This window comes from Methylocystis sp. H62 (assembly GCF_015709515.1).
Lineage (GTDB): Bacteria > Pseudomonadota > Alphaproteobacteria > Rhizobiales > Beijerinckiaceae > Methylocystis.
Genome location: NZ_JADNQZ010000059.1, coordinates 17,787 through 40,727, shown reverse-complemented (window position 1 = coordinate 40,727; position 22,941 = coordinate 17,787). Strand labels below are relative to the sequence as shown.

The window sequence follows — 22,941 nt, the reverse complement described above, 5'->3', positions numbered from 1 at the left end:
AGCCTTAATGGCGGACGTCACATTCCCAGCCGCCGCGGCGGCGGGACTACTGTCTTTTCTCTCCCCCTGCGTCCTGCCTCTTGTGCCGCCCTATCTGACCTATCTCGCGGGCGTCAGCATGGAGGATCTCGAACTCGAGACGCGCTCCGCCGCGCGGCGCGACATTCTGCTGTCGTCAATTCTCTTCGTCCTTGGCTTTACGACGGTCTTCGTCGCCCTTGGCGCGACAGCCAGCGCCTTCGGCGGCGTGTTGCGCGCCAATATGCATATTCTGTCCTGGGTCGCGGGCGGCATCATCATTCTGATGGGCCTGCACTTCATCGGACTCCTGAAAGTCGACCTGCTGTATCGCGAGAAGCGCGCCGAGATCGCCAAGCCCATGGGGCTTTTCGGCGCTTATGTCATGGGGCTTGCCTTCGCGTTCGGCTGGACGCCCTGCATCGGGCCGATCCTCGCCGCGATTCTCGCCGTCGCGGGGACACAGGAGACGGTGCCGCTCGGCGCCGCTCTGCTCGCAACCTATTCGCTCGGCCTCGGTCTGCCTTTCATCCTGGCCGGCCTGGCGCTCGGCCGCTTCCTCGCCTTCGTTGCGCGTTTCCGCCGGCATTTTGGAAAAGTCGAAAAGATCGTCGGCGTGCTGCTCGTCTTCACCGGCATCGCATTTCTCACGGGCGGCGTGCAGGAGATGTCCTATTGGCTACTGGAACTGTTTCCTGGCCTCGCCAGGCTCGGATAGGCGGCACGCAAAACCCGCTCTATGACGAGCACCGGCTGCCGGAGATCGACCGGCTGCGCGGCCTTGTCATGGTCCTCATGGCGCTCGACCATATGCGCGATTTCTTCGACGCGGACGTCATGCGCTTCTCGCCGACCGATCTCGATCACACCTATCCTCTTCTGTTCTTCACGCGCTTCATCACGCATTTCTGCGCGCCGACCTTCACCGTTCTCGCCGGCGTGAGCGCCTATCTCTACGGCGTAAAGGTGAAAGACCCCGCGGCGCTTGCGAAATTTCTCGCCGCGCGGGGCGTATGGCTCATCTTGCTCGACGCCGCCGTCATAAGCCCGATCTGGGGCATGGGCTGGGGCCGAATCGAGCTGTCGACGCTTTGGGCGATCGGCTGCAGCCTCGTGGCGCTCGCCGCTCTCTCGCGCCTGTCGCCGCGAATTGTGCTGCTTATCGGCCTCGCGATCATCTTCGGCCATAATCTCCTCGATGGGATTCATGCCGCCGACCTCGGCGCGTTCGGACCATGGTGGTCTCTGCTGCATGAGCCCGGCAAACTGCCCCTTGATGTGCCGGGCGGCGTCCTCTATCCGGCGCTTCCTTGGATCGGCGTCGGCGCGCTGGGTTACGGGCTCGGGCCGCTGTTCCTCAAGCCGGCGATACGGCGCGACCGCACGCTTTATCTTGCTGGCGGCGCGGCTCTGGCGCTTTTTGTCGTGCTGCGCTTCTCCAATCTCTACGGCGATCCGCGTCCTTGGAGCGTGCAGCGTGACCCCGTCTTCACCCTGCTCTCCTTTCTCAACGTCACGAAATATCCGCCCTCGCTGCTCTATCTTCTGGTGACGCTTGGCGGCGCGGCGTTGACGCTGCCGGCATTGGCGCGCGCCGGAAAAAGACTAGGCGACGCGCTGACGGTCTTCGGCCGCACGCCATTGTTCTTTTATGTCCTGCATCTTTACGTCGGCGCCCTCGCGGCGCTGGCGCTCACCTTCGCGCGCGGCTATTCCCTGGAGGACATCGCGACCTGGTCGAAAGCCGGGGGGCCGCCGCCGGAATTCGGCGTTGGGCTCGCGGGCGCTTACGTCGCCTGGATCTTGATTGTATTGGCGTTGTATCCGCTGTGCCGCTGGTTTGCGGAGGTGAAGCGCCGACGCCGCGATCTCTGGTGGCTGACGTATTTGTGACGCGGCGTCAAATTGGCGCGCGGCGCCGCCTTAAGGTTTCGGCGTAAGCCGCCTTGGTGGTCGCGCAGCGCGCTTGTATAGAGGAACCCGACCGAAGAGCGCCGGTTCCCGCTCATATGAGGTCTTACGCCAGAAGGCGGGAAAAACGGAATGCTTGAAAAGCTGGTCGCCTTTTGTCTCCGCTGGCCCTGGACAGTGGTTTTGCTCACTCTCTGCCTGACGGCGGGGGGCGTCTATGTCACCGCTGAGCGGTTCGCCATCGACACTGACACCGGAAATCTTTTCTCGCCAGATATCCCTTGGCGCAAGAATGAAGCGGCGCTCTACAAAGCCTTCCCGGACCTCCTCGACGTCATCGTCATCGTCATCGACGGCAAAACCAGCGAAGAGGCCGACGACGCCGCGAAACGTCTCAACGCGGCGCTGCAGGACAAGCCTCTCCTGTCGCGCGTATGGCGCCCGGACGAGCACGAATATTTCCGCAAGAACGGCCTGCTGTTCCTGCCGGTCTCCGACATCGAAAAAAATGTCGGCGTGATGATCGGTCAGCGCGACGTACTCCAACCGCTCGCCGAAGATTCAAGTTTGCGGGGCCTGGCGAGCGTGCTCGTCGGCAACTTCAAGTCCGCTTCCGGCAGCGACCGCGCGATGAAAATGTACATCAGCGGCGTCGAGGAGTTTTCCGCCGGGATTGAGCAGGCGCTCGCTGGAAAGCCGGCGGAGGTCGACTGGGGCAAGCTGCTGGCGTCAGGCGGCAGCGCGCCCGCCGCGCCTGAAATGGACAAGCGACGCATCGTGATCGCCAAGCCGGTCGTCAATTATTCCGACCTTGAGCCGGGCGCCGATGCGATCAGGCTGGTGCGACAGACGGCGGCCGACCTGCGTCTCGACGAACAACATGGAGTCAAGCTGCGCTTGACAGGTCAGGTGCCGCTCGCGGACGACGAATTCGCCACCATCTCGGAAAACATGACCCTGAACACGGTTGGCACGCTCGCCGTGGTGACGCTCATTCTGTTCGCCGCGCTGCGTTCGCCAAAGCTCATTCTCGCCGTCCTCGCCACCCTGCTCGCAGGTCTCGCCATGACGTCGGGGCTTGGGATCTTGATGATCGGCCGCTTCAACCTGATCTCGGTCGCCTTCGCCGCGCTGTTCATCGGGCTTGGAGTCGACTTCGGCATCCAGTTCGCGACCCGCTATCGCGAAGAACGGCACAGCGACGACCATCTCGAACGCTCGCTGCTTTCAGCGACCCGGGGCATCGGCAGTTCGCTGACGCTCGCCGCGGTGTCGCTGCTCGCGGGCTTCTTCTGCTTTCTGCCGACCTCGTTCAGCGGCGTGTCGGAACTCGGACTCATCGCCGGCGTCGGCATGATCGTCGCCTATATCGCGACCCTCACGTTCCTGCCGGCGGCGATCAAATTGCTGCGCCCGCGCGCGGAGCATGTGCCGATCGCGACGACCTCGCTCGCCGCCGTGGACCACTGGATCGCGCATCACCGGGCCTTCGTGCTGATCGCCACGGCGATCGTCGTGCTCGCCGGCATGCCGGCGCTGATGCATCTGACCTTCGACTCCAATCCGATGAATCTGCGCGATCAGAAGGTGGAATCGGTCGCGACTTTTCTTGATCTCTCGAAGGACCCCAAGACGGCGCCGAACAAGATCGAGGTGCTCGCGCCCTCGATCGACGCCGCGCGCGAACTCGAAAAGAAGATCGAGGCGCTGCCTGAAGTCGATCACGTCGACTCGGTCGACTCATTGGTCCCCAAGGATCAGGACGACAAGCTCGCCCTCGTCGATATGGCGGTTTCGCAATTGCGCGGCGTGCTGAATCCCAAGCTGAAATCGCCGCCAAGCGACGCCCAGACCGTCAAGGCGCTGACGGACGCCGCCAAGGCGCTGCGCCGCGCGACGGCGAAGAAGCCCATCCCGGCCGTGACGCGCTTCGCCAACGACCTCGACGCTCTCGCCAAGGCGAGCCCGGAGACGCGCGCGGCGGCGCGCCAGGCGGTGTTCGGCGGCTTCGACAAGATGCTCGGTGAAATCCGTCAGGCGCTGCAAGCGCAGCGCGTCACGGTCGACACGCTGCCCGCGGATTTGCGTAGCGACTGGATTTCCAGCACCGGCTTGGTGCGCGTCGAGGTGACGCCCAAAGGCGACAGCAATGACCGTGTCGTCATGACCGAATTCGCCCAAGCGATGCAGGCCATCGCGCCGGACGCGAGCGGTCCGCCGGTGATCGTGTCGGAAGCGCAAAAGACCATTACGCGCGCGTTTCTCGAAGCTGGACTCTACGCCTTTATCGCGATCTTCATCATCTTGGCGGTGGCGCTGCGCAATCCGCTCGACGTCGCCTTGACGCTGGGCCCGCTGGTGCTCGCCGGCATCATGAGCCTTCAGGCCGCCGACTTACTTGGCATGTCGCTTAATTTCGCCAACATCATTGCGCTGCCGCTGATGTTCGGCGTCGGCGTCGCCTTCCACATCTATTATGTCATTGCTTGGCGAAAGGGCGTCGTCGACATGTTGGCGTCGAGCCTGACTCGCGCCATCTTTTTCAGTTCTCTAACGACGGGCACCGCTTTTGGCAGCTTGATCCTGTCGAGCCATCCCGGAACCGCGAGCATGGGCCAACTTCTCGCCATTGCGCTGTTCTTCACATTGCTCGCCGCCTTCATTATCGTGCCGGCGTTTCTTGGCCCGCCCCGCGCTCCCGCGACAGATGAGGGGGACGTGGCTTGACGGAGTCGGCGTTCCGCCGTTCGCTACTTTGAGCGAATCGTATTCATTGCAACCGAAACAGAGGTCCCGCGTCATGAGAAAAGCACTTCTACGCATCGCGATGGCGACGGCCCTCTGCGCCCCAACGGCGGCGTACGCGGCCGACGGCGTTTACGGCGTCTGGGTTCGCGAAGGACATCCGAACGACAAGCTGGAATTCTACGACTGCTCGGGCAAGCTCTGCGCCAAGGGGATCGAGGCGATGCCCGATGGCTCGCCGGCCCCGCAGGTCCTGCGCAACGCCGCAAAAACAACGCCCAACCACTGGGAGGGCGAGATCAATGATCCCGAAAGCGGCAAGACCTACATCGGCAAGATCGCGGTTGATTCGCCAACGACGCTGACGATGACCGGCTGTCTGGTCGCCTTCCTGTGTCAAAGCGAGACCTGGACGAAAGTTTCCGGCCCCACCAAGCCTGCGGCCGACGCCAAGCCCGCCGGCCAGCCCGCCGCACAGCCTGCAGCCAAAACGGCCGCGCCCGCGCCGGACTCGAAGGAGCCTGCCGCGGCAAAGCCCGCCGCCCACGAACCAGCGGCCAAGGAGACGGCGAAGCCCGCGGCCAAGGCGGCGAAACCGGCGAAAGGCAAGACGACAGCCCCTCCAGCCGCAACGGAATAGCGGCCCGTTGCGGCGCGCGGCAGGCGGTCCTTACCGATACGTAACTTGACCGTCACGGCGCGCCGCGCGAGCTTAGACCTCACAGCTTTCGCGCGTTGACGGCCAGCGCGCGCCTCCCCGCCGCCGCTCCGAGACTCGCAACTCGCTGCTCGTTAAGTCTTCGGACGAGCGAAAGCGAGCCGCAGAGACGAGCGAGAGGCCTTCCCCGCGCCTTCGCCGGCGCTTAAGGAAGGGGACGCACGCGGCCGTTCCCGCGGTCCCTCCGGAGACGTCTGCTACTTGACCGCGCCCGCTCTGTCTCGCTCTTTTCGACCGGCGCTGGCGGCCGCCGCGACGCTCGCGGCGGCGCTCGCCGGCTGCGATCTCGAGTGGGACAAGCCCGATCTCTCCGCCCCGCCGCCCGCACGCTTCAAAGAGGCGAAACCGCAGCCGCAGCCGCCCATCGCCGGCGGACGGGATTTCGCCGCAAAATTTGGCTCGCGGGAGCTGATCGAACTCGTCGAGCGGGCGCTCGACGATAATCTCGACCTTGCGGCCGCAATCGGCCGCATCGCCCAGGCCGACGCCCAGGCGCGCGTCTCGAGCGCCGCGCAATGGCCCTCGATCTCGATGACGGATATCGCCCGCACGACGCGGACTCCCGGCACGACGATCAACGTCGGCTCCGCGAGTTCCGGATTTAATCCGGCCACCTCGTCGAGTTCGACCTCTACCTCGAGCTCCGGGTTCCGCGCGCGCAATTTCGGTTTTTTCCAGCTTGGCCTCACCGCGAGCTACGAAGTGGACTTCTGGGGCAAGAACGAGGACGCCTCCAAGGCGGCGCGCATTCTCGCCAACGCCTCGCGCTTCGATCGCGACGTCGTAGAAATCTCGACCGTCGCAGCCGTGCTGAACGCCTATTTCCAGGTGCTCACGGCGCAGGACCGTCTGCGCATCGCTAATCAGAACGTCGCGATCGCGCAGGGAGTCATGGACGCCATCAACGCCCGGCTTGAAGTTGGCACGGCGACCGTACTCGACACCTCGCAGCAGGAAACGATACTGGCTCAACAGCGCGCGACGATTCCGCCGCTCGAACAGACCTTGCGCCAGACGCGCAACAACCTTGCCGTATTGCTGGGACAGACTCCCGAAAGCATGACTGTAAAGGGCGGCTCTCTCGTAAAGCTCAAGTTTCCGCAGATTGCGCCAGGGCTGCCCTCTGAAGTGCTGCTGCGCCGCCCAGACGTCGCTGAAGCGGAAGCGCGCCTCGCATCCCAGGAATTTTCGGTGTTGCAGGCCCGAGCGGCCTTTTTTCCGTCGTTGACGCTCACCGGCCTCTACGGCTTCCAAAGCGCCTTGCTGTCCACGCTCGTTTTGAGGCCTGACGCCGTCGCCTGGCAGGTCGCCGGCACGCTCACGCAGCCCGTATTCGACGGCTGGAACCTGCAGGGCCAATATGACCTGCAAAAGGGCCGCTATTCGGAACTGGCGGCGATTTATCGCAAGCAGATTCTAACCGCTCTGTCCGATACTGAGAACGCGCTGATTGCAATACGCGAAACGGACCGCCAGATGAAGTTCCTCGCCGTCGCCGTTTCTGCGGCGCGACGCGCCTTGGACGCCGTAGAGATGCGTCTGCGGGAAGGGACAATCGACATCGTGCAGCTTGCGCAGACGCAGACGACCTACTTCCAGACCGAGGATCAGCTCGCGATCGCGCGTCTCTCCCACTACCAGGCGGCGACGAGCCTGTATCAGGCGCTCGGCGGCGGCTGGTCGCCGACGACCCGCGAAATCGAGATCACTCGCTCCAACGCCGCTTATGAGGCCGACAGGGGACCATGGCCATGACCCGCGTCAGCCGAAGGGTGCTGCTTGCGGTCGGCGCGCTCGCGCTCGCCGCCGCCCTTGCGTGGACGTATCAGACGGGCAGGCTTCCCGGCTTCCCCGCCAAGGACCAGGGCCCGGTCGCCGGGCGTTCCGGCGGCGGGCGCGGCGAGGGAACCGTCACCGTCACCGCCGCGAAGGCGCGTCTCGACGACGTGCCTGTGACCATTGACGCTGTCGGCACCGTGCAGGCGCTCAACACGGTGACGATCCGCACGCAGGTGGACGGGAGGCTGATGCGCCTCGCCTTCACGGAGGGACAGGACGTCCGCAAAGGCGACATATTGGCCGAAATCGATCCCGCGCTGTATCAGGCGCAGTATGATCAGGCGGTGGCCAAGAAGGCGCAGGACGAGGCCAACCTCGCCAACGCTCGCGTCGATCTCGCGCGCTACGAAAGGCTCCTCGTCGGCGCCTACGCCTCGAAGCAGCAACACGCCACTCAAAAGGCGTCCGTCGCCCAGCTTGAAGCGCTGGTGCGCGCCGACAAAGCGGCGATCGACAACGCCAAAACCACGCTGGACTATGCGACGATACGCTCGCCGATCGACGGGCGCGCCGGCATCCGCCTCGTCGACGTCGGCAATATTCTGCACCCGTCCGACCAGACCGGCATTGTCGTCATCACGCAACTGAAGCCGATCTATGTTGTGTTCACATTGCCTCAGCAGGCGTTGCCGGCGGTGCAGAAGGCGGAAGGAAAGGCCAAGGTTTCGGCGCTTGGTCCGGACAACGCGACGCCGATCGAGATCGGCGAGCTGACCGTCATCGACAATCAGATCGACCAGCAGACGGGCACTGTGCGTTTGAAAGCGACCTTCGCCAATCCGAACCTGGCGCTCTGGCCCGGCCAGTTCGTCAATGTGCGGCTGATGCTCGACACGATGAAGAATGTCCTCGTGGCGCCGAGTCAGGCCGTGCAGCGCGGGCCGAACGGCGCCTTCGTCTACGTTCTGGGGCCCGATAACATCGCGAAGATGCGCCCCGTGACGACAGGCCGACAAGATGAGACGATCGCCGTTGTGGCTTCCGGCCTCGAGCCCGGCGAAGTCGTGATCACAAGCGGCTTCTCGCGGCTGTCGGATGGCGCGAAAGCGCGCGTCATGGACCCGCCGGAAACCGCAAACGCCGAAAAAAGCGGTGGCGCTGAAGACGAGCGCAGCGCGCCTAGCGACGGCGCGCCGCGTGTGCGAGGTGATCGAACAAAACGAGGTGATCGAACAAAACGATGAACGTTTCGGCGCCCTTCATCCATCGGCCGGTGGCGACGTCGCTCTTGGCGTTCGCCGTGCTGCTGTTTGGCGTGATGGGCTATCTGCGGCTTCCCGTCTCGCCGTTGCCGCAGGTCGACTTTCCCACGATCCAGGTGACGACGCAGCTTCCAGGCGCCAACCCTGACACGATCGCCTCACTGGTGACAGCGTCGCTCGAACGGCAGTTCGGCCAGACTCCCTCGCTGACCAGCATGTCGTCGCAAAGCTCATTCGGGCTTTCGCAGATTACGCTGCAGTTCGATCTCGACCGCAATATCGACGCGGCCGCACAAGACGTTCAGGCGGCAATCAACGCCGCCGCCTCGACGCTGCCGCGCAATCTCCCCTATCCGCCCGTTTACGCCAAGGTTAATCCCGCCGACACGCCAATCCTGACGCTGACGCTGCGTTCGAAGACCGCCACGCTGCGGGACTTGAGCGATCGCGCCGACACGTTGATCGCGCCGCAACTCTCGCAGGTCACCGGCGTCGGCCGTGTGTCGGTGCAGGGCGGCGTCCGCCCCGCCGTGCGCATTCAGGCCGATCTCGCCCGGCTCGCCGCCAACCGCATCGGCATGGAGGATCTGCGCCTCGCCATCGCCGCGGCGAACATCGCCGGGGCCAAGGGTTCGCTCGACGGCAGGCGGCAATCGTACACCCTCGACGCCAATGACCAGATTCTGCGCGCGAGTCAGTACAACGACATCATCGTCGCGTGGCGCAATGGCGCGCCGGTGGCGCTTCGCGACGTTGCGCAGGTCGTCGATGGGCTCGAGAACTCCCGTGTCGGCGGCTGGCACAATGGCGAGCAGACGGTCGTTCTCGACGTGCTGCGACAGCCCGGCGCCAATATCATCAATACCGTCGAGCTGGTGAAGAAGGAGCTGCCGCAAATTCAGCGGGCGCTTCCCGCCGGCATGTCTTTGGAGATCGTCAACGACCGCACCGTAACGATCCGCGCCTCGATTTTCGAGGTGCAGCTGACGCTTGTCATCGCCTCGGCGCTCGTCGTGCTCGTGGTGTTAATGTTTCTGCGCAGCTGGCGCGCGACGATCGTCGCCGGCGTCAGCCTGCCGCTCTCGATCATCGCCACCTTCTCGATCATGTGGGCCGCGGGCTTCTCGCTCGACAACCTGTCGCTGATGGCGCTGACCATCGGCACGGGCTTCATCGTCGACGACGCGATCGTGATGATCGAGAACATCGTGCGCAATATCGAGGAAGGCAAAGCGCCGCGTCAGGCCGCGCTCGACGGCGCCCGCCAAATCAGCTTCACGGTCGTATCGCTCACCGTCTCGCTTATCGCCGTCTTTATACCGCTGCTGTTCATGACCGGCATCGTCGGACGGATGTTCCGCGAATTCGCGCTGACGTTGACGATCGCCGTCGTGGTCTCGGCGGTGATCTCGCTAACGCTGACGCCAATGCTATGTGCGGCGCTGCTGCGGCTGGCGCCGCCGCAGGGACAATCGCGATGGGAGACGCTTTCGCTGGCGCTCGATCGCGCTTATCACGTATCGCTCGATTGGGCGCTCAAGCGCGAGAAATTCATGCTTGCGCTCACCGTCGCGACTCTGGCGCTCACCGTCGCGCTTTACGCCGTCATTCCCAAAGGCTTTCTGCCGCGACAGGACACCGGCGTGCTGTCGGTGGTTCTAGAGGCTTCGTCGGACGCATCCTTCGACAAGATGACGGCGCTGCAGGCGAAGATCGCCGAAGAGTTTCGCCGCGACCCGGACGTGAGCGGCGTGACATCGGTGCTGGGCGTCGGTCCCCTCAACGCGACGACCAATGTCGCCCGGCTCACCGTGATGCTGCGTCCGCATAGCGAGCGCCGGGAGAACGCCGAAAAGATCGCCGACCGTCTAAAGGCGGCGGGCGAGCAAACGCCGGGCGTCACGCTTTACGTCCAGCCGGTTCAAGACATCCAGATTACGACGCGGCCAAGCCGGTCCCAATTTCAATATACGCTGACCGCCGCTGACGGCGGCGAATTGCTGACATGGTCCGGCCGATTGCTCGATCGACTGCGCATGACCACAGGCTTGCGTAACGTCGCCGCCGAAACGCAGGAGGGCGGGTTGCGCACGCTCATGCGAATCGACCGCGACAAGATGGGGCGGCTCGGCATTACGGCGCAGATGGTCGACGACGCGCTCAACGACGCCTTTGGGCAGCGGCAGATTTCGACAATCTACACGCAATCAAACCAGTATCGCGTCATTCTTGAAGCTGCGCCTCAATATCTGCGCGACCCGTCGGCGTTGGAGAAGCTTTATGTCGCGCCGCCTGGCGGCGGACCGCAGACGCCGCTTGCGGCTTTTGCGCGCCTGGAAAATCTCTCCGCGCCGCTTTCCATTGCGCATCAGGATCAGTTTCCAGCCTCGACAATCAGTTTCGATCTTGCCGAGGGCTATGCGCTTGGCGACGCGGTGAAAATGATCGCCAACGCGGAAGCCGCGGTCGGCATGCCGTCGACAATCGTCGGCGTATTCAGCGCCGACGCCGCCGAATTCAACAAGTCTCTGGCGAGCCAACCCTGGCTCATTCTCGCAGCGATCGTGTCGATCTATATCGTGCTCGGCGTTCTTTACGAAAGCTTCGCCCATCCCTTCACCGTCTTGACGACCCTGCCTTCGGCGGGCGTTGGCGCGCTGCTCGCTCTGCTCGCCTTCCAGATCGAAATGTCCATTGTCGCGCTGATCGGCATCGTTCTCCTGATGGGCATCGTCAAGAAGAACGCGATCATGATGATCGACTTCGCGCTGGACGCCGAGCGCGATGAGGGACTCTCGGCGCGTGACGCGATCGTGCGCGCCTGCCATCTGCGTTTCCGTCCCATCATGATGACGACGCTTGCCGCGCTTTTCGGCGCGCTGCCGCTCGCGCTCACGCATGGGCCGGGCAGCGAGTTGCGCATTCCGCTGGGCGTTGCGATCATCGGCGGCCTGCTGCTGTCGCAGGCGCTGACGCTGTACACGACGCCGGTCATCTATCTCGCCGTGGAGCGGCTGCGTGTCCGGCTCTCGCCGCCAGCGGAGCCGCCCGCCGCCGAGGAGTTTAAACCGTTCGGCGAGCTGCCGAAGCCACCAACCCGCGAGGCCGCCGAGTGAACGTCTCCGCGCCCTTCATCAAGCGGCCAGTCGCGACGACGCTGCTTGCCGGCGCGTTGTTTCTGATCGGAGCCGTCGCTTATTTTTTCCTGCCCGTCGCGAGCTTGCCGGAGGTGGATTTTCCGATCATCGGGATCTCCGCCCAGCGCCCGGGCGCTGATCCGGGCACGATGGCGGCGTCGGTCGCAGCGCCGCTCGAACGTCGCCTCTCCACCATCTCGGGCCTGAATGAGTTGACTTCAACCAACTCACTCGGTTCAACTCAGATCATCGCCCAGTTCGACATCTCGCGGCCGATCGACGCCGCGGCGCGCGACGTGCAGGCGGCGCTTAACGCCGCGCTCACCGACCTGCCGACCGATCTGCCAACGATGCCGACCTATCGAAAGGCAAGCCAATCCGGCATGCCCGTGCTCGTGCTGGCGATGACCTCCGACACATTGCCGACGAGCGCCATCTTCGATGCCGTCGACTCGGTGATGCTGCAGCGCGTTTCGCAAGTTCCGGGCGTCGGCGAGGTGCGCCTCGCCGGCGCCGAGCAGCCAGCGATCCGCGTCCAGGTCGACAGCGCGCGTCTCGCCGCCATGGGGCTCGGCGTCGACGCCGTCGCCAATGCGCTCAACGCCGCCAACGCCCATTCCGCCGTAGGGGCGCTCGGCGGCGATACGCGGGAGATCACGCTCGCCACGACCGATCAGCTGTCGACGCCCGACGATTATCGCAACATCGTCGTCGCATCGCGCAATGGGGCGGTCGTCAAGCTCGGCGACGTCGCCACGGTCGAGCGCGGCGTCAAAAACCGCAACGCCGCCGGCTGGTTCAACGGCAAGCCCGCCGTGCTGCTTATCGTCACCAAGCAGCCCAACGCCAATGTGATCGAAACGGTCGATCACATTAAGGCGCTGATGCCACGGCTTCAGGAATGGATACCGAGCGGCATCAAGATCAATGTGCTCTCCGACCGCACGCAAACGATTCGCGCCAGCATTCACGACATTCAGCGCACGCTGGCGATCTCCGTCCTGCTGGTGATGATGGTCGTCTACGTATTTCTGCGCCGTTCGACGCCCGTCATCGCCGCCGGCGTCACCGTGCCCCTTTCTCTGATCGGCACTTGCGCGGCGATGTGGGCCGCAGGTTTCTCGCTCGATAATCTGTCGCTGATGGCCCTGACGGTCTCGGTCGGCTTCGTCGTCGACGACGCTATCGTCATGATCGAAAACATCCAAAGCAACGCCGAGCGCGGTCTGAACCGTCTGGAAGCGGCGCTGGTCGGCTCCAAGCAGATCGGCTTCACCGTCGTTTCAATCAGCCTCTCGCTCGTCGCCGTTTTTATACCGCTGCTCTTCATGGAAGGCGTGATGGGCCGGCTGCTGCGCGAATTTTCCTGGACGCTGACCTTCGCCATTGCGATTTCAACGGTCATCTCCCTGACAGTGACGCCGATGATCTGCGCGCACTTGCCTGCGCGACGCGAGAAGCCGCCATCGCGCTTCGACCGGATCGTAGAAGGCGCTCTCGACACGGTCGTCGATTTGTATGCGCGCAGCCTGCGGCCGGTGATCGATCATCCATGGGTCACCCTTCTTGTCGTGGTCGTCTCGATCGCCTGGACGGTGCGTCTCTATCAGACGATTCCCAAGGGCACGCTGCCCCAGGACGATATCGGCCTGATCAATGGAACCACCGAGGCGTCGGGCGACGTGTCTTTCGACGAGATGGAGCGGCTGCAAAGGCTCGCGTCTGAAACGCTGCTCGCTGATCCGGATGTGGCCAATGTCGGCTCGTTCATCGGCGCGAAAAGCTTGACCGCCTCGATGAATCAGGGCCGGCTGTTCGTCGCCTTGAAGCCCGCGGACGAACGGCGTGCGTCGAGCAAGGAGGTGATCGCGCGCCTGCGCGGCCAATTCGCGAAGATTCCCGGCCTGGCCGTTTATATGGTGCCGTCCCAGGATTTGCGGGCGGGCGGGCGGCTCAGCAAGGCGCAATATCAGTTCACGCTGTCGAGCCCGTCGGTGGAAATCCTCGAGGAATGGCGCGACAAGGTGCTGGCGCGCCTAAAGCAGGCGCCCGAACTTGTCGACGTGACCACCGATCAGGAGCGCGGCGGCCTTCGCGCCAAGGTCGTCATCGATCGCAACGCCGCCTCCCGTATGAATGTGCAGATCGCCGCCATCGACGCGGCGCTGAATAGCGCGTTCGGCCAGCGGCAGGACGCGATCATCTATACTCAGCGCAACCAATATCGCGTGATCTACGAAACGCCGCCTGAACGGCAACGAGATATTCGCGACCTCGCCGGAGTCTACGTGACGTCGACGACCGGCGAACAGATTCCGCTGACAGCGCTCGCCCATATCGAGCGTAGCTCGATGCCGCTCGTCGTCAATCATCAGGGCGTGGTGCCGTCGACGACCATTTCCTACAATGTCGCGCCCGGCTACAGTCTTGACGCCACCGTCGCGGCGATCGAACTGGCGATCGCCGAACTCAATCCGCCGGGCGGCCTGCGCGCCGAATTCGCAGGCGACGTCGCGGATTTCCGCAAGGTGGCGGCGGGAATGGCGGCGCTGATTCTCGCCGCTCTGCTTTCGGTCTACATTATTCTCGGCATTCTTTACGAAAGCCTCATCCATCCGATCACGATCATCTCGACGCTGCCCTCGGCAGGTCTGGGCGCGCTGCTGTCGCTCGAACTATTCAATGTCGAATTCACCATCATCGCCTTCATCGGCATTTTGCTGCTGATCGGCATCGTCAAGAAGAACGGCATCATGCTCGTCGACTTTGCCTTGCAAGCGGAGCGCGACGGCGGCATGTCCGTGCATGACGCGGCGCTCGCGGCGGCGCGCGAACGCTTCCGTCCCATTCTGATGACGACCCTTGCCGCGATTTTCGGCGCGCTGCCGCTCGCCTTCGCAACCGGGATCGGCGCCGAACTCCGGCGTCCGCTCGGCATCACCATCGTCGGCGGATTGCTGCTCAGCCAGGCGCTGACGCTTTACACGACGCCGGTGATCTATCTGTTGATGAGCAAGCTTCGGCGCGCGAAACCGGCCGCGCCCGCGCAAGCGCGGGTCACGCCGTTAAAGGTTCACGGAGCTTAGAGCGCTTGCCGATCACATGGAATCATGTGATCGATAAGGAATCGCTCAAAATCAAAACGTTAGAGTAGGTTCTCATCGAAAAAGTCTGTCAACTTTTTCGGAACCTGCTCTAGGTCAGTGCGCCGGCGGTTGTGGCGCCGCGAAGAAGAAGCGCAGCACCTGGGCCGCGCCGCAATCCTCGATCGGGACGTGCCAGAACTTGGAATCGAGATCGGGAAACCGTTCCATCGGCAGCTGGATCTGCGTGAGCCGCGCGTGACTGTCGAAACCTCGAAGCATGGCGCGTTCGAACAGTTTCAGCAGCTGCTCTTCGCAGTCTGGCACTTCCGTGACGGTGAGAATGGTGTTGTTGGCGAGGGGGAAGTCTTTGTCGAACAGCTGTTCCATATTAACCGGCGCCATGTTCGCGTCTCCGACGCCCCCGAGATGGAGCTTCGACTATCCTGGAAGTCCTAACGCGCCAACCCTTAACATCACGCCAAAAGATGAGTGACGCTAACACGTTGGCGATAGGAGTCCACAGGGAAGCCGGGCTCAGCCTTTCAGTTATTTAAGGCGGGTTTGTGGAAGCGACCAGTTCTCCCCAGCTGTCCTCGAAGATCAGATTCTCCAAAGGCAGCCGCGAGGCCCAGCGTTTCGCTTCGAGCTCCGGCAGTCTATAGGCCTGCGCGACATAGCCGACGCAGAGATAGGCCACGATGGCGATCTCCTTGGGAATGTTAAAGATCTGGCGCAGATCGGCATCCTTGACGATGCTCACCCAGCCGACGCCGACGCCTTCGGCGCGCGCCGCAAGCCATAGATTTTGAACAGCGCAGGCGGTGCTCAGAATATCGGTGTCGGGCTGCTGCGTGCGTCCGAGCCCGGTTGCGCCGAACCGCGCGCGATCGCAGGTGACGCAGATATTGAGGGGGGCTTTCACGATGCCCTGCAGCTTGAGGCTGCGATAGAGCGAGCGGCGCTCCGGCTCCAGCGCCTGCTCCTCGGCTTCGCAGGCGCGTTGAAAGGCCGCATAGGCGGCGCGCCGCTTCTCGACGTCGCGGATGACGATGAAGTTCCATGGCTGCATGAAGCCGACGGAAGGCGCATGATGGGCCGCGTCGAGAATGCGCAGCAGAACGTCGCGCGGCACGTCTTCGGGAAGGAATTCGTCGCGCACGTCTCGGCGCGCGTGGATGACGCGATAGATCGCGGCGCGCTCAGCCTCGCTGAAGGCGCCGGCAGGCGCCAGATCCGCTTGCTGCTCATCAGGCTTCTTTGGCGCCTCAGCCGCCATCGACGCTCTCCAGCGCCGCGGCGAGCCGCGCCCAGGCGGATTCGTCTCGCGGCAGTCCGAACCGCAGCCAGTCTGGCCGTTCGGCGAAGGCTCGGCTCAATATCCCGCGCGCGGCGAGATGCGTGAACCAGCGAGCGGCTTGCGGATGCGCCGCCAGCCGAAACAGCGTCGTTCCGCCCGCGATGTGAAAACCCGCCCGTATCAGAAGCGCGTCCAAACGCGCAGCGTCGCCCGCGCAGGCGCGCGCGGCGTTCGCGCGCCACGCGTCATCGGCAAGCGCGCGGGCGCCGATGGCGAGAGCCGGACCGGACACGGCCCAGGGTCCGAGCGCCGCGCGCAGCTTCGCCCCGCGCGCACGCGAACAGAGCGCGAAGCCGAGCCGCAATCCGGGAAGCCCATAAGCCTTGCCGAAGGAGCGCAGCACGACGAGGCTCTCGTTCTGCGCGAAACGCGCAACGCTGCGTTCCGGCGTGAAATCCATGAAGGATTCATCGACGATCAGCAGGCCGCGTTGCGACATCTGCGCGGCGGCGGACAAAATGTCCTGCGGCTCGATGCTGCGTCCGTCCGGGTTGTTGGGATTGACGATCACGCCGACGTCGGCGCCTGCAAGCGCGTCCAATGTTTCCACCGTATCGACGTGCGCGCCCGATGCGGCCCAACAGGCGGCGTGCTCAGCGTACGTAAAGCCGAGGATCGCGACGCGTCTGGCTGGGAAAACGCGCGGCAGCATCTGAATGAAGGCTTGCGCGCCGCCGCCTGGAACCACGTCGATTCCGGCGGGCGCGCCATAGGCCTTGCGCGCGGCGCTGTCGATCGCGGCGAAAGCGTCATCGTCGGGTAGCCGCGTAAACGCATCATCGGCGAGCGGCGGCAGCGGATAGGCGCGCGGATTGACGCCCGTCGACAGATCGATCCAGGGCTGCGGCGCGTTCGGATAGAGTCGGCGCGCGGCGTCGAGCCGCCCGCCATGCGCCACGACGGGCGGCGCGCCAATTGCGGAATGCGCCGTCACCGGGCCATCCCCCACAGCGCGTCGAGATCGATGTGGCGCGCGCAATGCGCCGCAAGCGCGTCGAGCGTCTCTTCGATCGATTCTTCGTATCGCAGCGAGGATGGCGGCGCGCCAAGCGTGCGCAGCAGCGCCGCGCGCAAGGAATCATCCGCGAAAATCCCATGCGCATAAGCGCCGGCCACGCGGCCGTCGCGCGAGATCGCGCCATCCGCGCGCCCGTCCGCCAGTTGCAGCGCCGGCCGCGCGCAGTCGGGACCGTTGGTTGCGCCAACATGCATTTCGTAGCCGCAGAACGGCGCGTCGAAAAGCGGCGCATGGCCGTTGACGGGGGTCAGCGTCTTTTCTCCCGTCAGCGTCGTTTCAACGTCGAGGAGACTCAATCCCTGCGCTTCGCCGGCGGCGCCTTCGACGCCGAGCGGATCGCGAATCACGCGGCCGAGCATCTGATAGCCGCCGCAGACGCCGAAGACGCGGCCGCCGCGACGGACATGCGCGAGAATGTCGATGTCCCAGCCGTTGGCGCGCAGCGCCGCGAGATCGGCGATCGTCGCTTTCGAGCCCGGCAGGACGACGAGTTGCGTTTCCGGCGGCAGCGGCTCTCCATCCTTGAGGAAGACCAGGCGCACGCCGGGTTCGGCCTTCAGCGGATCGAGGTCATCGAAATTGGCGATGTGCGGCAGGAGCGGAACGGCGATCACCACGCCATCGCATTGATCCTGGCCTTGCATACGCAACCCGTATGCGTCCTCTGCCGGAAGCCGCGCCGCGGCCTCGAAAAAGGGCACGAGGCCGAGCGAACGCCAGCCGGTCCGCGTTTCGATGAAGCGCAGTCCATCGTCGAACAGCGAGGCGTCGCCGCGAAACTTGTTGACGATGAACCCTTCGATCATCGCCGCGTCATCATCGCCGAGCGCGGCCTTGCAGCCGACGAGTTGCGCAATGACGCCGCCGCGGTCGATGTCGCCGACCAGCACGACCGGAACGTCGGCTTCACGAGCGAAGCCCATATTGGCGATGTCGTTCTTGCGCAGATTGATTTCGGCGGCGCTGCCGGCTCCTTCGACGATGACAAGCTCGACCTCGGCCTTCAGCCGCGCGTAGCTCTCGAGCACAGGCTGCATCAGGCGTGGCTTCAAATCTTGGTAATCGCGCGCCTTCGCCTGGCCGACGACGCGTCCCTGCACGATGATTTGCGCGCCCGACGCGCCTTGCGGTTTGAGCAGCACGGGATTCATGTCGATGCGAGGCGTAAGCCGTGCGGCGCGCGCCTGCAAGGCCTGGGCGCGGCCGATCTCGCCGCCGTCGGCGGTCACAGCGGCGTTGTTCGACATGTTCTGCGGTTTGAAAGGCGCGACCCTGACGCCGCGATTGGCGAAGGCGCGGGCGAGCCCGGCGACGAGCAGCGACTTGCCGACGTCGGAGCCCGTGCCTTGGATCATCAGCGTGCGGCTCATGATTCGAGGAAAGCCATCGCCGCGTCGATGCTATGCGTCGTCGCGGCGTCCGCGCTTGCCGGACGCGCGATCATGACGACATCAAGCCCGAGCGTCCGCGCCGCTTCGATCTTGGCGTAGGCGAGCGCGCCGCCGCTGTTCTTGGTGACGACGATCTCGATGCGCCCCTCACGCATCAACGCGATCTCATCCTCGAGCGCGAAGGGACCGCGGCCGAAGATCACCTCGCAGGCGGGCGGCAGGTCGGCGGCCTGCGGCGGTTCGATCACCCGCAGGAGATAGTCGTGCTGTGGCGCGGCGCGAAAATCGGCGACGCCTTGCCGGCCGATCGCAAGAAAGACTCGGCGCGGCGCGGCGCCGAGCGCGCTTACCGCTGCGGCGTTGTCGTCGACGTCGATCCAGCGATCGCCCTGCGCAGGCACCCATGGCGGGCGCGTCAGGACGAGCAGCGGCACGTTGGCGACGGCGCAGGCGGCGCGGGCGTTGGCGGAGATGCGCGCGGCGAAAGGATGCGTCGCGTCGATCACATGCGAAATGCGCTCGTCGATGAGATAGCGCGTCAATCCTTCGACGCCGCCGAAACCGCCCACGCGAACCGGCAGATCATGCGCGAGCGGCGCGCTGGTGCGTCCGGCGAGCGAAATGACGCCTGCGACACGCGGGTCGGCGGCGATGCGCGTCGCGAGCGCGCGGGCTTCACTCGAGCCGCCGAGCACGAGCGCGCGGCGGCGCTCGGTCGAAGCGGACGAAAGAGCGCACGCCGAGTCTGCACCCTTCGGGCCGAATTCCATCAATCCATTCACGCGCGTCACAACAACCCAATCGAAGTTTTCGCGAATATCATTCCCGACGCGCGGAAGCGCGATCGGGAATCCAGACTCTTATCGCGATACTGGATCCCCGGTCGGACCTTCGGTCCGTCGGGAATGACAGCCCCGAGGCGCTGGCGGTCGGATTTATATCACCGCTTAGTCCCGGCGATGCTCACTCGGCGGCGAGTTTCACCGCAGTTGGCTGGCGATATTCGGCCATGAGCCGCTCGCGCTCGGCGTCCGCCGCCGCGATGTGGCGCGCCTTGACGTGGCCAAATCCGCGGATGTATTCGGGCACCCGCGCCAGCGCCACAGCGCTTGCATGGTTTTCCCGCGTCAGCGAAGCGGCAAATTCGTCGAGCAGCGCTTCGTAGTCCTTCAGCAACCTGCCCTCGACCACGCGGTCGTGGTCGAAGCGAAAGACGTCGAACCAGGTGTTGCGCAGCGTCTTCATCCGCGCCAACAGGCGCAGCACCTTGAACATCCAGGGTCCGAAGGTGATCTTGCGCGAGCCGCCGAAGTCGGTCTTGCGCTGTAGGGACGGGAAGTTGGGCGCAAGATGCAGTTCGAGGCGCAGATCGCCCTCGAAAGTTTCCTTAAGCTGTCGTTGAAAGGCGCCGTCCGTATAAAGCCGTCCGACTTCATAATAGTCTTTCGTCGCCATCAGCTTGTAGAGATAGCGGGCGACCGCCTCGGTGAGTTCGCGCGAGCCTGGCGCGCGCGCAGCTTCGAGCCTCGCGATCTTTTCAACGCGTGCGCGATATCGGGCGGCGTAGGCTTCGTTCTGGTAACCGACGAGAAAAGCCGCGCGACGTTCGATGATTTCCTCGAGCGTCTTCGAACTCGCGCGATCGCCGTGGGGCTGGCGCAGCGACTTGACGGTGGCGAGCACGCTGCTCAGATCATGCGCGGCGCGTCGGCCCCACAAGAAGGCCGACTGATTCATCGGCACGGATTCGCCGTTCAGTTCGATGGCGCGCAGGATCGCCGCTTCCGACAGCGGCAGATAGCCCTTCTGCCACGCGTAGCCGAGGATGAAAATATTTGCGGCGATCGAGTCGCCGAGCAGCGCCTGCGCGAGCGCCGTGGTGTCGATGAAGGTCGACTCCGGCCCGCCCGCGCGGCGGATCGCCTGCTTGATCTCTTCGGACGGCAGCACGAAGTCGGGATTGCGCTCGATGTCGCCGGGGAACACTTCGGCGCTGTTGACGAGCACCGCCGTCTTGCCCTGCTCGACGGCGGCGAGCACTTGTTTGGCGCCGGCGACGACGAGGTCGCAGCCGAGCAGAAGATCGGCTTCGCCCGCAGCGATGCGGATGGCGTGAACGTCCGCCGGCGTGCGGCCGATCTTCACATGGCAATAGACCGCCCCGCCCTTCTGCGCGAGGCCGGCCATATCGATGACGCCGACGCCTTTGCCCTCGAGATGCGCGGCCATGCCGAGAATGGCGGAAACGGTGACGACGCCGGTGCCGCCAAGCCCGGCGATGAGAACGCCGTAGGGCACGGCGCCGATCTCCGCGATCGCAGGCTCCGGCAACGCCGGCAGTCCGCCGTCGTCCTGCGTCGAGGGCACCGGCGCCTTTTTCATGCGCCCGCCATGTACGGTGACGAAGCTGGGGCAGAACCCCTCCAAGCAGGAAAAGTCCTTGTTGCAGGCGGACTGGTCGATGCGCCGCTTGCGGCCGAATTCGGTTTCGACCGGCTGCACCGCGACGCAGTTCGACGCCGTGCCGCAGTCGCCGCAGCCCTCGCAGACGAGTTCGTTGATGATGACGCGCGAATCCGGATCGTTCATCAGCCCGCGCTTGCGCAGGCGACGCTTTTCCGTCGCGCAGGTCTGATCATAGATCAGTACGGTGACGCCGTCCGTTTGCGCCAGATCGCGCTGCACCTCATTGAGGACATTGCGATGATGGATCGTCAGGCCCGGCGGCCAGCCGATCGTCGGCGCATATTTGCCAGGCTCATCGGAGACGAGGGCGATCTTCTGCACGCCTTCGGCCGCGACCTGCCGCGCGATCGTCTCGACGGTCAGCTCGCCTTCATGCTTCTGGCCGCCGGTCATCGCGACGACGCCGTTGAAGAGTATCTTGAAGGTGATGTTGGTGTTGGTCGCGACGGCAAAGCGGATGGCGAGCGACCCCGAATGATTATAGGTGCCGTCGCCGAGATTTTGGAACATATGCTTGCGCGTCGAGAACGGCGCTTCGCCGATCCAGTTCGCGCCTTCGCCGCCCATATGGGTGTAGCCCTCCGTCGAGCGGTCCATCCATTGCGCCATGTAATGGCAGCCGATGCCGGTGTAGGCGCGCGAGCCCTCGGGCACATGGGTCGACGTCGAATGCGGACAGCCGGCGCAAAAATGCGGCACGCGAACGGTGACGTCGGTCATCGTCCGGCGGCGATCCTGCAGCTTTTCGAGCCGGCGCACGCGCGCCTCCAGCTCGTCGAGCGAATGATATTTCAACAACCGTCGGCCGATGGCGATGGCGACGTCGTTGGAGTCGAGCGCGCCTTTGACCGGGAACAGCCATTCGCCGCGCTCATCCTTCTTGCCGATGCAGAGCGGCTGATGCGGCGCGCCGTACAATTCCTCGCGCAGCTGCACTTCAATGAGCGAGCGCTTCTCCTCGACGACGATGATGAGGTCGAGGCCGCGGGCGAATTCACGCAGACCCTGGGGCTCCAGCGGCCAGGGCGCGGCGATCTTGTATAGGCGCAGACCGAGATCGTTCGCCTTCACCTCGTCGAGGCCGAGATCGTCCATCGCCTGGCGCACGTCGAGATAGGACTTGCCGACGGTGATGACGCCGATCTTCGGATTGGCGCCGCCGGAGGTAATGATCCGGTTCAACCGATTGGCGCGGATGAAGGCGAGCATCGCGTCGCGCTTGCTCTCCTGCATGCGCGCTTCCTGCGCGAGCACCGGATCGCCGGGGCGGATGTTGAGGCCGCCCGGCGGCATGAAGAAAGATGGGGGGATGATCGGGCGGATGCGGTCGAGCGAACCGTCGATCGAGGCCGTCGATTCGACCGTATCCTTGAGGAGCTTCAGTCCGACCCAGACGCCCGCGAAGCGCGACAGGGCGAAGCCGTAAAGCCCGTAATCCAGGATTTCCTGCACGCCGGCCGGCGACAGGATCGGGATCATCACATCGACGAAATGATAATCGGACTGATGCGCGGTGGTTGAGGATTCGGCGGTGTGATCGTCGCCCATGAGGGCCAGCGCGCCGCCATGCCGCGACGTGCCGGCGAGATTGACGTGGCGGAAGGCGTCGCCGCTGCGGTCGATGCCTGGACCTTTGCCGTACCAAAGCGAGAAAACGCCGTCATATTTGCCTTCGCCGCGCATCTCGGCCTGCTGCGCGCCCCAGACGGCGGTCGCGGCGAGATCCTCGTTAAGCCCGGGCATGTACAAGATATTATTGGCGTCGAAGAGCGCCTTGGCCTTATGCATCTGCGCGTCGACGCCGCCGAGCGGCGAGCCGCGGTAGCCGGTGACGAAGCCCGCGGTGTTCAAGCCGGCGCGGCGGTCCGCCTCCTTCTGCATCAGGAGCATGCGCACGATCGCCTGGGTGCCGGTGATCAGAACGCGCGACCTGTCGAGATCAAATCGATCGGAGAGCGACGCCTCGGCGAAGGCGGAGCCGGTCTTTGCGTCGCCGGCGGCGATGTCCGCCATTACTGCTCTCCTGCGAGAAATCGGGGCGAAGCGCGCTTGG

At 64.5% G+C, this 22,941-nt stretch carries 14 protein-coding genes; 8 read left to right on the top strand and 6 right to left on the bottom strand.

Annotated features, from left to right (window positions below; translation table 11 throughout):
• Positions 1 to 7: 7 nt before the first annotated feature.
• The 8 genes from IYY11_RS19580 to IYY11_RS19545 all read left to right on the top strand — a co-directional run bounded on the left by IYY11_RS19580 (position 8) and on the right by IYY11_RS19545 (position 14,656).
• A complete protein-coding gene (locus tag IYY11_RS19580) occupies positions 8 to 736 on the top strand; it encodes a cytochrome c biogenesis CcdA family protein (protein ID WP_196405422.1) in 729 nt (242 codons plus the stop codon).
• Positions 694 to 1,911, top strand: coding sequence for a DUF1624 domain-containing protein (locus IYY11_RS19575; RefSeq protein WP_246720117.1), 1,218 nt, complete (start codon positions 694 to 696; stop codon positions 1,909 to 1,911). The genes IYY11_RS19580 and IYY11_RS19575 overlap by 43 nt, the downstream gene beginning before the upstream one ends.
• Positions 1,912 to 2,061: 150 nt before the next feature.
• On the top strand, positions 2,062 to 4,656 hold the full coding sequence (locus IYY11_RS19570) for an MMPL family transporter (protein WP_196405421.1): 2,595 nt from the start codon (positions 2,062 to 2,064) through the stop codon (positions 4,654 to 4,656).
• Between the two features lie 73 nt (positions 4,657 to 4,729).
• A complete protein-coding gene (locus tag IYY11_RS19565; protein ID WP_196405420.1) occupies positions 4,730 to 5,314 on the top strand; it encodes a DUF2147 domain-containing protein in 585 nt (194 codons plus the stop codon).
• 279 nt (positions 5,315 to 5,593) lie between these two features.
• Positions 5,594 to 7,147: an efflux transporter outer membrane subunit gene (locus IYY11_RS19560; protein ID WP_196405419.1), complete on the top strand. Its 1,554-nt coding sequence runs from the start codon at positions 5,594 to 5,596 to the stop codon at positions 7,145 to 7,147.
• Positions 7,144 to 8,415, top strand: a complete 1,272-nt coding sequence (locus tag IYY11_RS19555; protein WP_196405418.1) for an efflux RND transporter periplasmic adaptor subunit — start codon at positions 7,144 to 7,146, stop codon at positions 8,413 to 8,415. Before IYY11_RS19560 ends, IYY11_RS19555 begins: the two co-directional genes overlap by 4 nt.
• Positions 8,412 to 11,549: an efflux RND transporter permease subunit gene (locus IYY11_RS19550; RefSeq protein ID WP_196405417.1), complete on the top strand. Its 3,138-nt coding sequence runs from the start codon at positions 8,412 to 8,414 to the stop codon at positions 11,547 to 11,549. The genes IYY11_RS19555 and IYY11_RS19550 overlap by 4 nt, the downstream gene beginning before the upstream one ends.
• Positions 11,546 to 14,656: an efflux RND transporter permease subunit gene (locus IYY11_RS19545; RefSeq protein ID WP_196405416.1), complete on the top strand. Its 3,111-nt coding sequence runs from the start codon at positions 11,546 to 11,548 to the stop codon at positions 14,654 to 14,656. Before IYY11_RS19550 ends, IYY11_RS19545 begins: the two co-directional genes overlap by 4 nt.
• 114 nt (positions 14,657 to 14,770) lie before the next feature.
• Here the strand turns inward: IYY11_RS19545 and IYY11_RS19540 are convergent, their stop codons facing one another.
• The 6 genes from IYY11_RS19540 to IYY11_RS19515 all read right to left on the bottom strand — a co-directional run bounded on the left by IYY11_RS19540 (position 14,771) and on the right by IYY11_RS19515 (position 22,901).
• Positions 14,771 to 15,043: a hypothetical protein gene (locus IYY11_RS19540; protein ID WP_018407313.1), complete on the bottom strand. Its 273-nt coding sequence runs from the start codon at positions 15,041 to 15,043 to the stop codon at positions 14,771 to 14,773.
• 163 nt (positions 15,044 to 15,206) lie between these two features.
• Positions 15,207 to 15,932, bottom strand: a complete 726-nt coding sequence (bluB, locus tag IYY11_RS19535; RefSeq protein WP_196405415.1) for a 5,6-dimethylbenzimidazole synthase — start codon at positions 15,930 to 15,932, stop codon at positions 15,207 to 15,209.
• Entirely contained in the window at positions 15,922 to 16,947 is a 1,026-nt protein-coding gene (gene cobD / locus IYY11_RS19530) for a threonine-phosphate decarboxylase CobD (protein ID WP_312029757.1), read from the bottom strand. The genes bluB and cobD overlap by 11 nt, the downstream gene beginning before the upstream one ends.
• Entirely contained in the window at positions 16,944 to 18,401 is a 1,458-nt protein-coding gene (locus tag IYY11_RS19525; RefSeq protein ID WP_196405413.1) for a cobyric acid synthase, read from the bottom strand. The genes cobD and IYY11_RS19525 overlap by 4 nt, the downstream gene beginning before the upstream one ends.
• Positions 18,398 to 19,192 (bottom strand): cobalt-precorrin-6A reductase, encoded by a 795-nt coding sequence (locus tag IYY11_RS19520; protein WP_196405412.1) that lies wholly within the window; start codon positions 19,190 to 19,192, stop codon positions 18,398 to 18,400. The genes IYY11_RS19525 and IYY11_RS19520 overlap by 4 nt, the downstream gene beginning before the upstream one ends.
• A 193-nt stretch (positions 19,193 to 19,385) precedes the next feature.
• Positions 19,386 to 22,901 (bottom strand): indolepyruvate ferredoxin oxidoreductase family protein, encoded by a 3,516-nt coding sequence (locus IYY11_RS19515; protein WP_196405411.1) that lies wholly within the window; start codon positions 22,899 to 22,901, stop codon positions 19,386 to 19,388.
• Positions 22,902 to 22,941 lie beyond the last annotated feature (40 nt).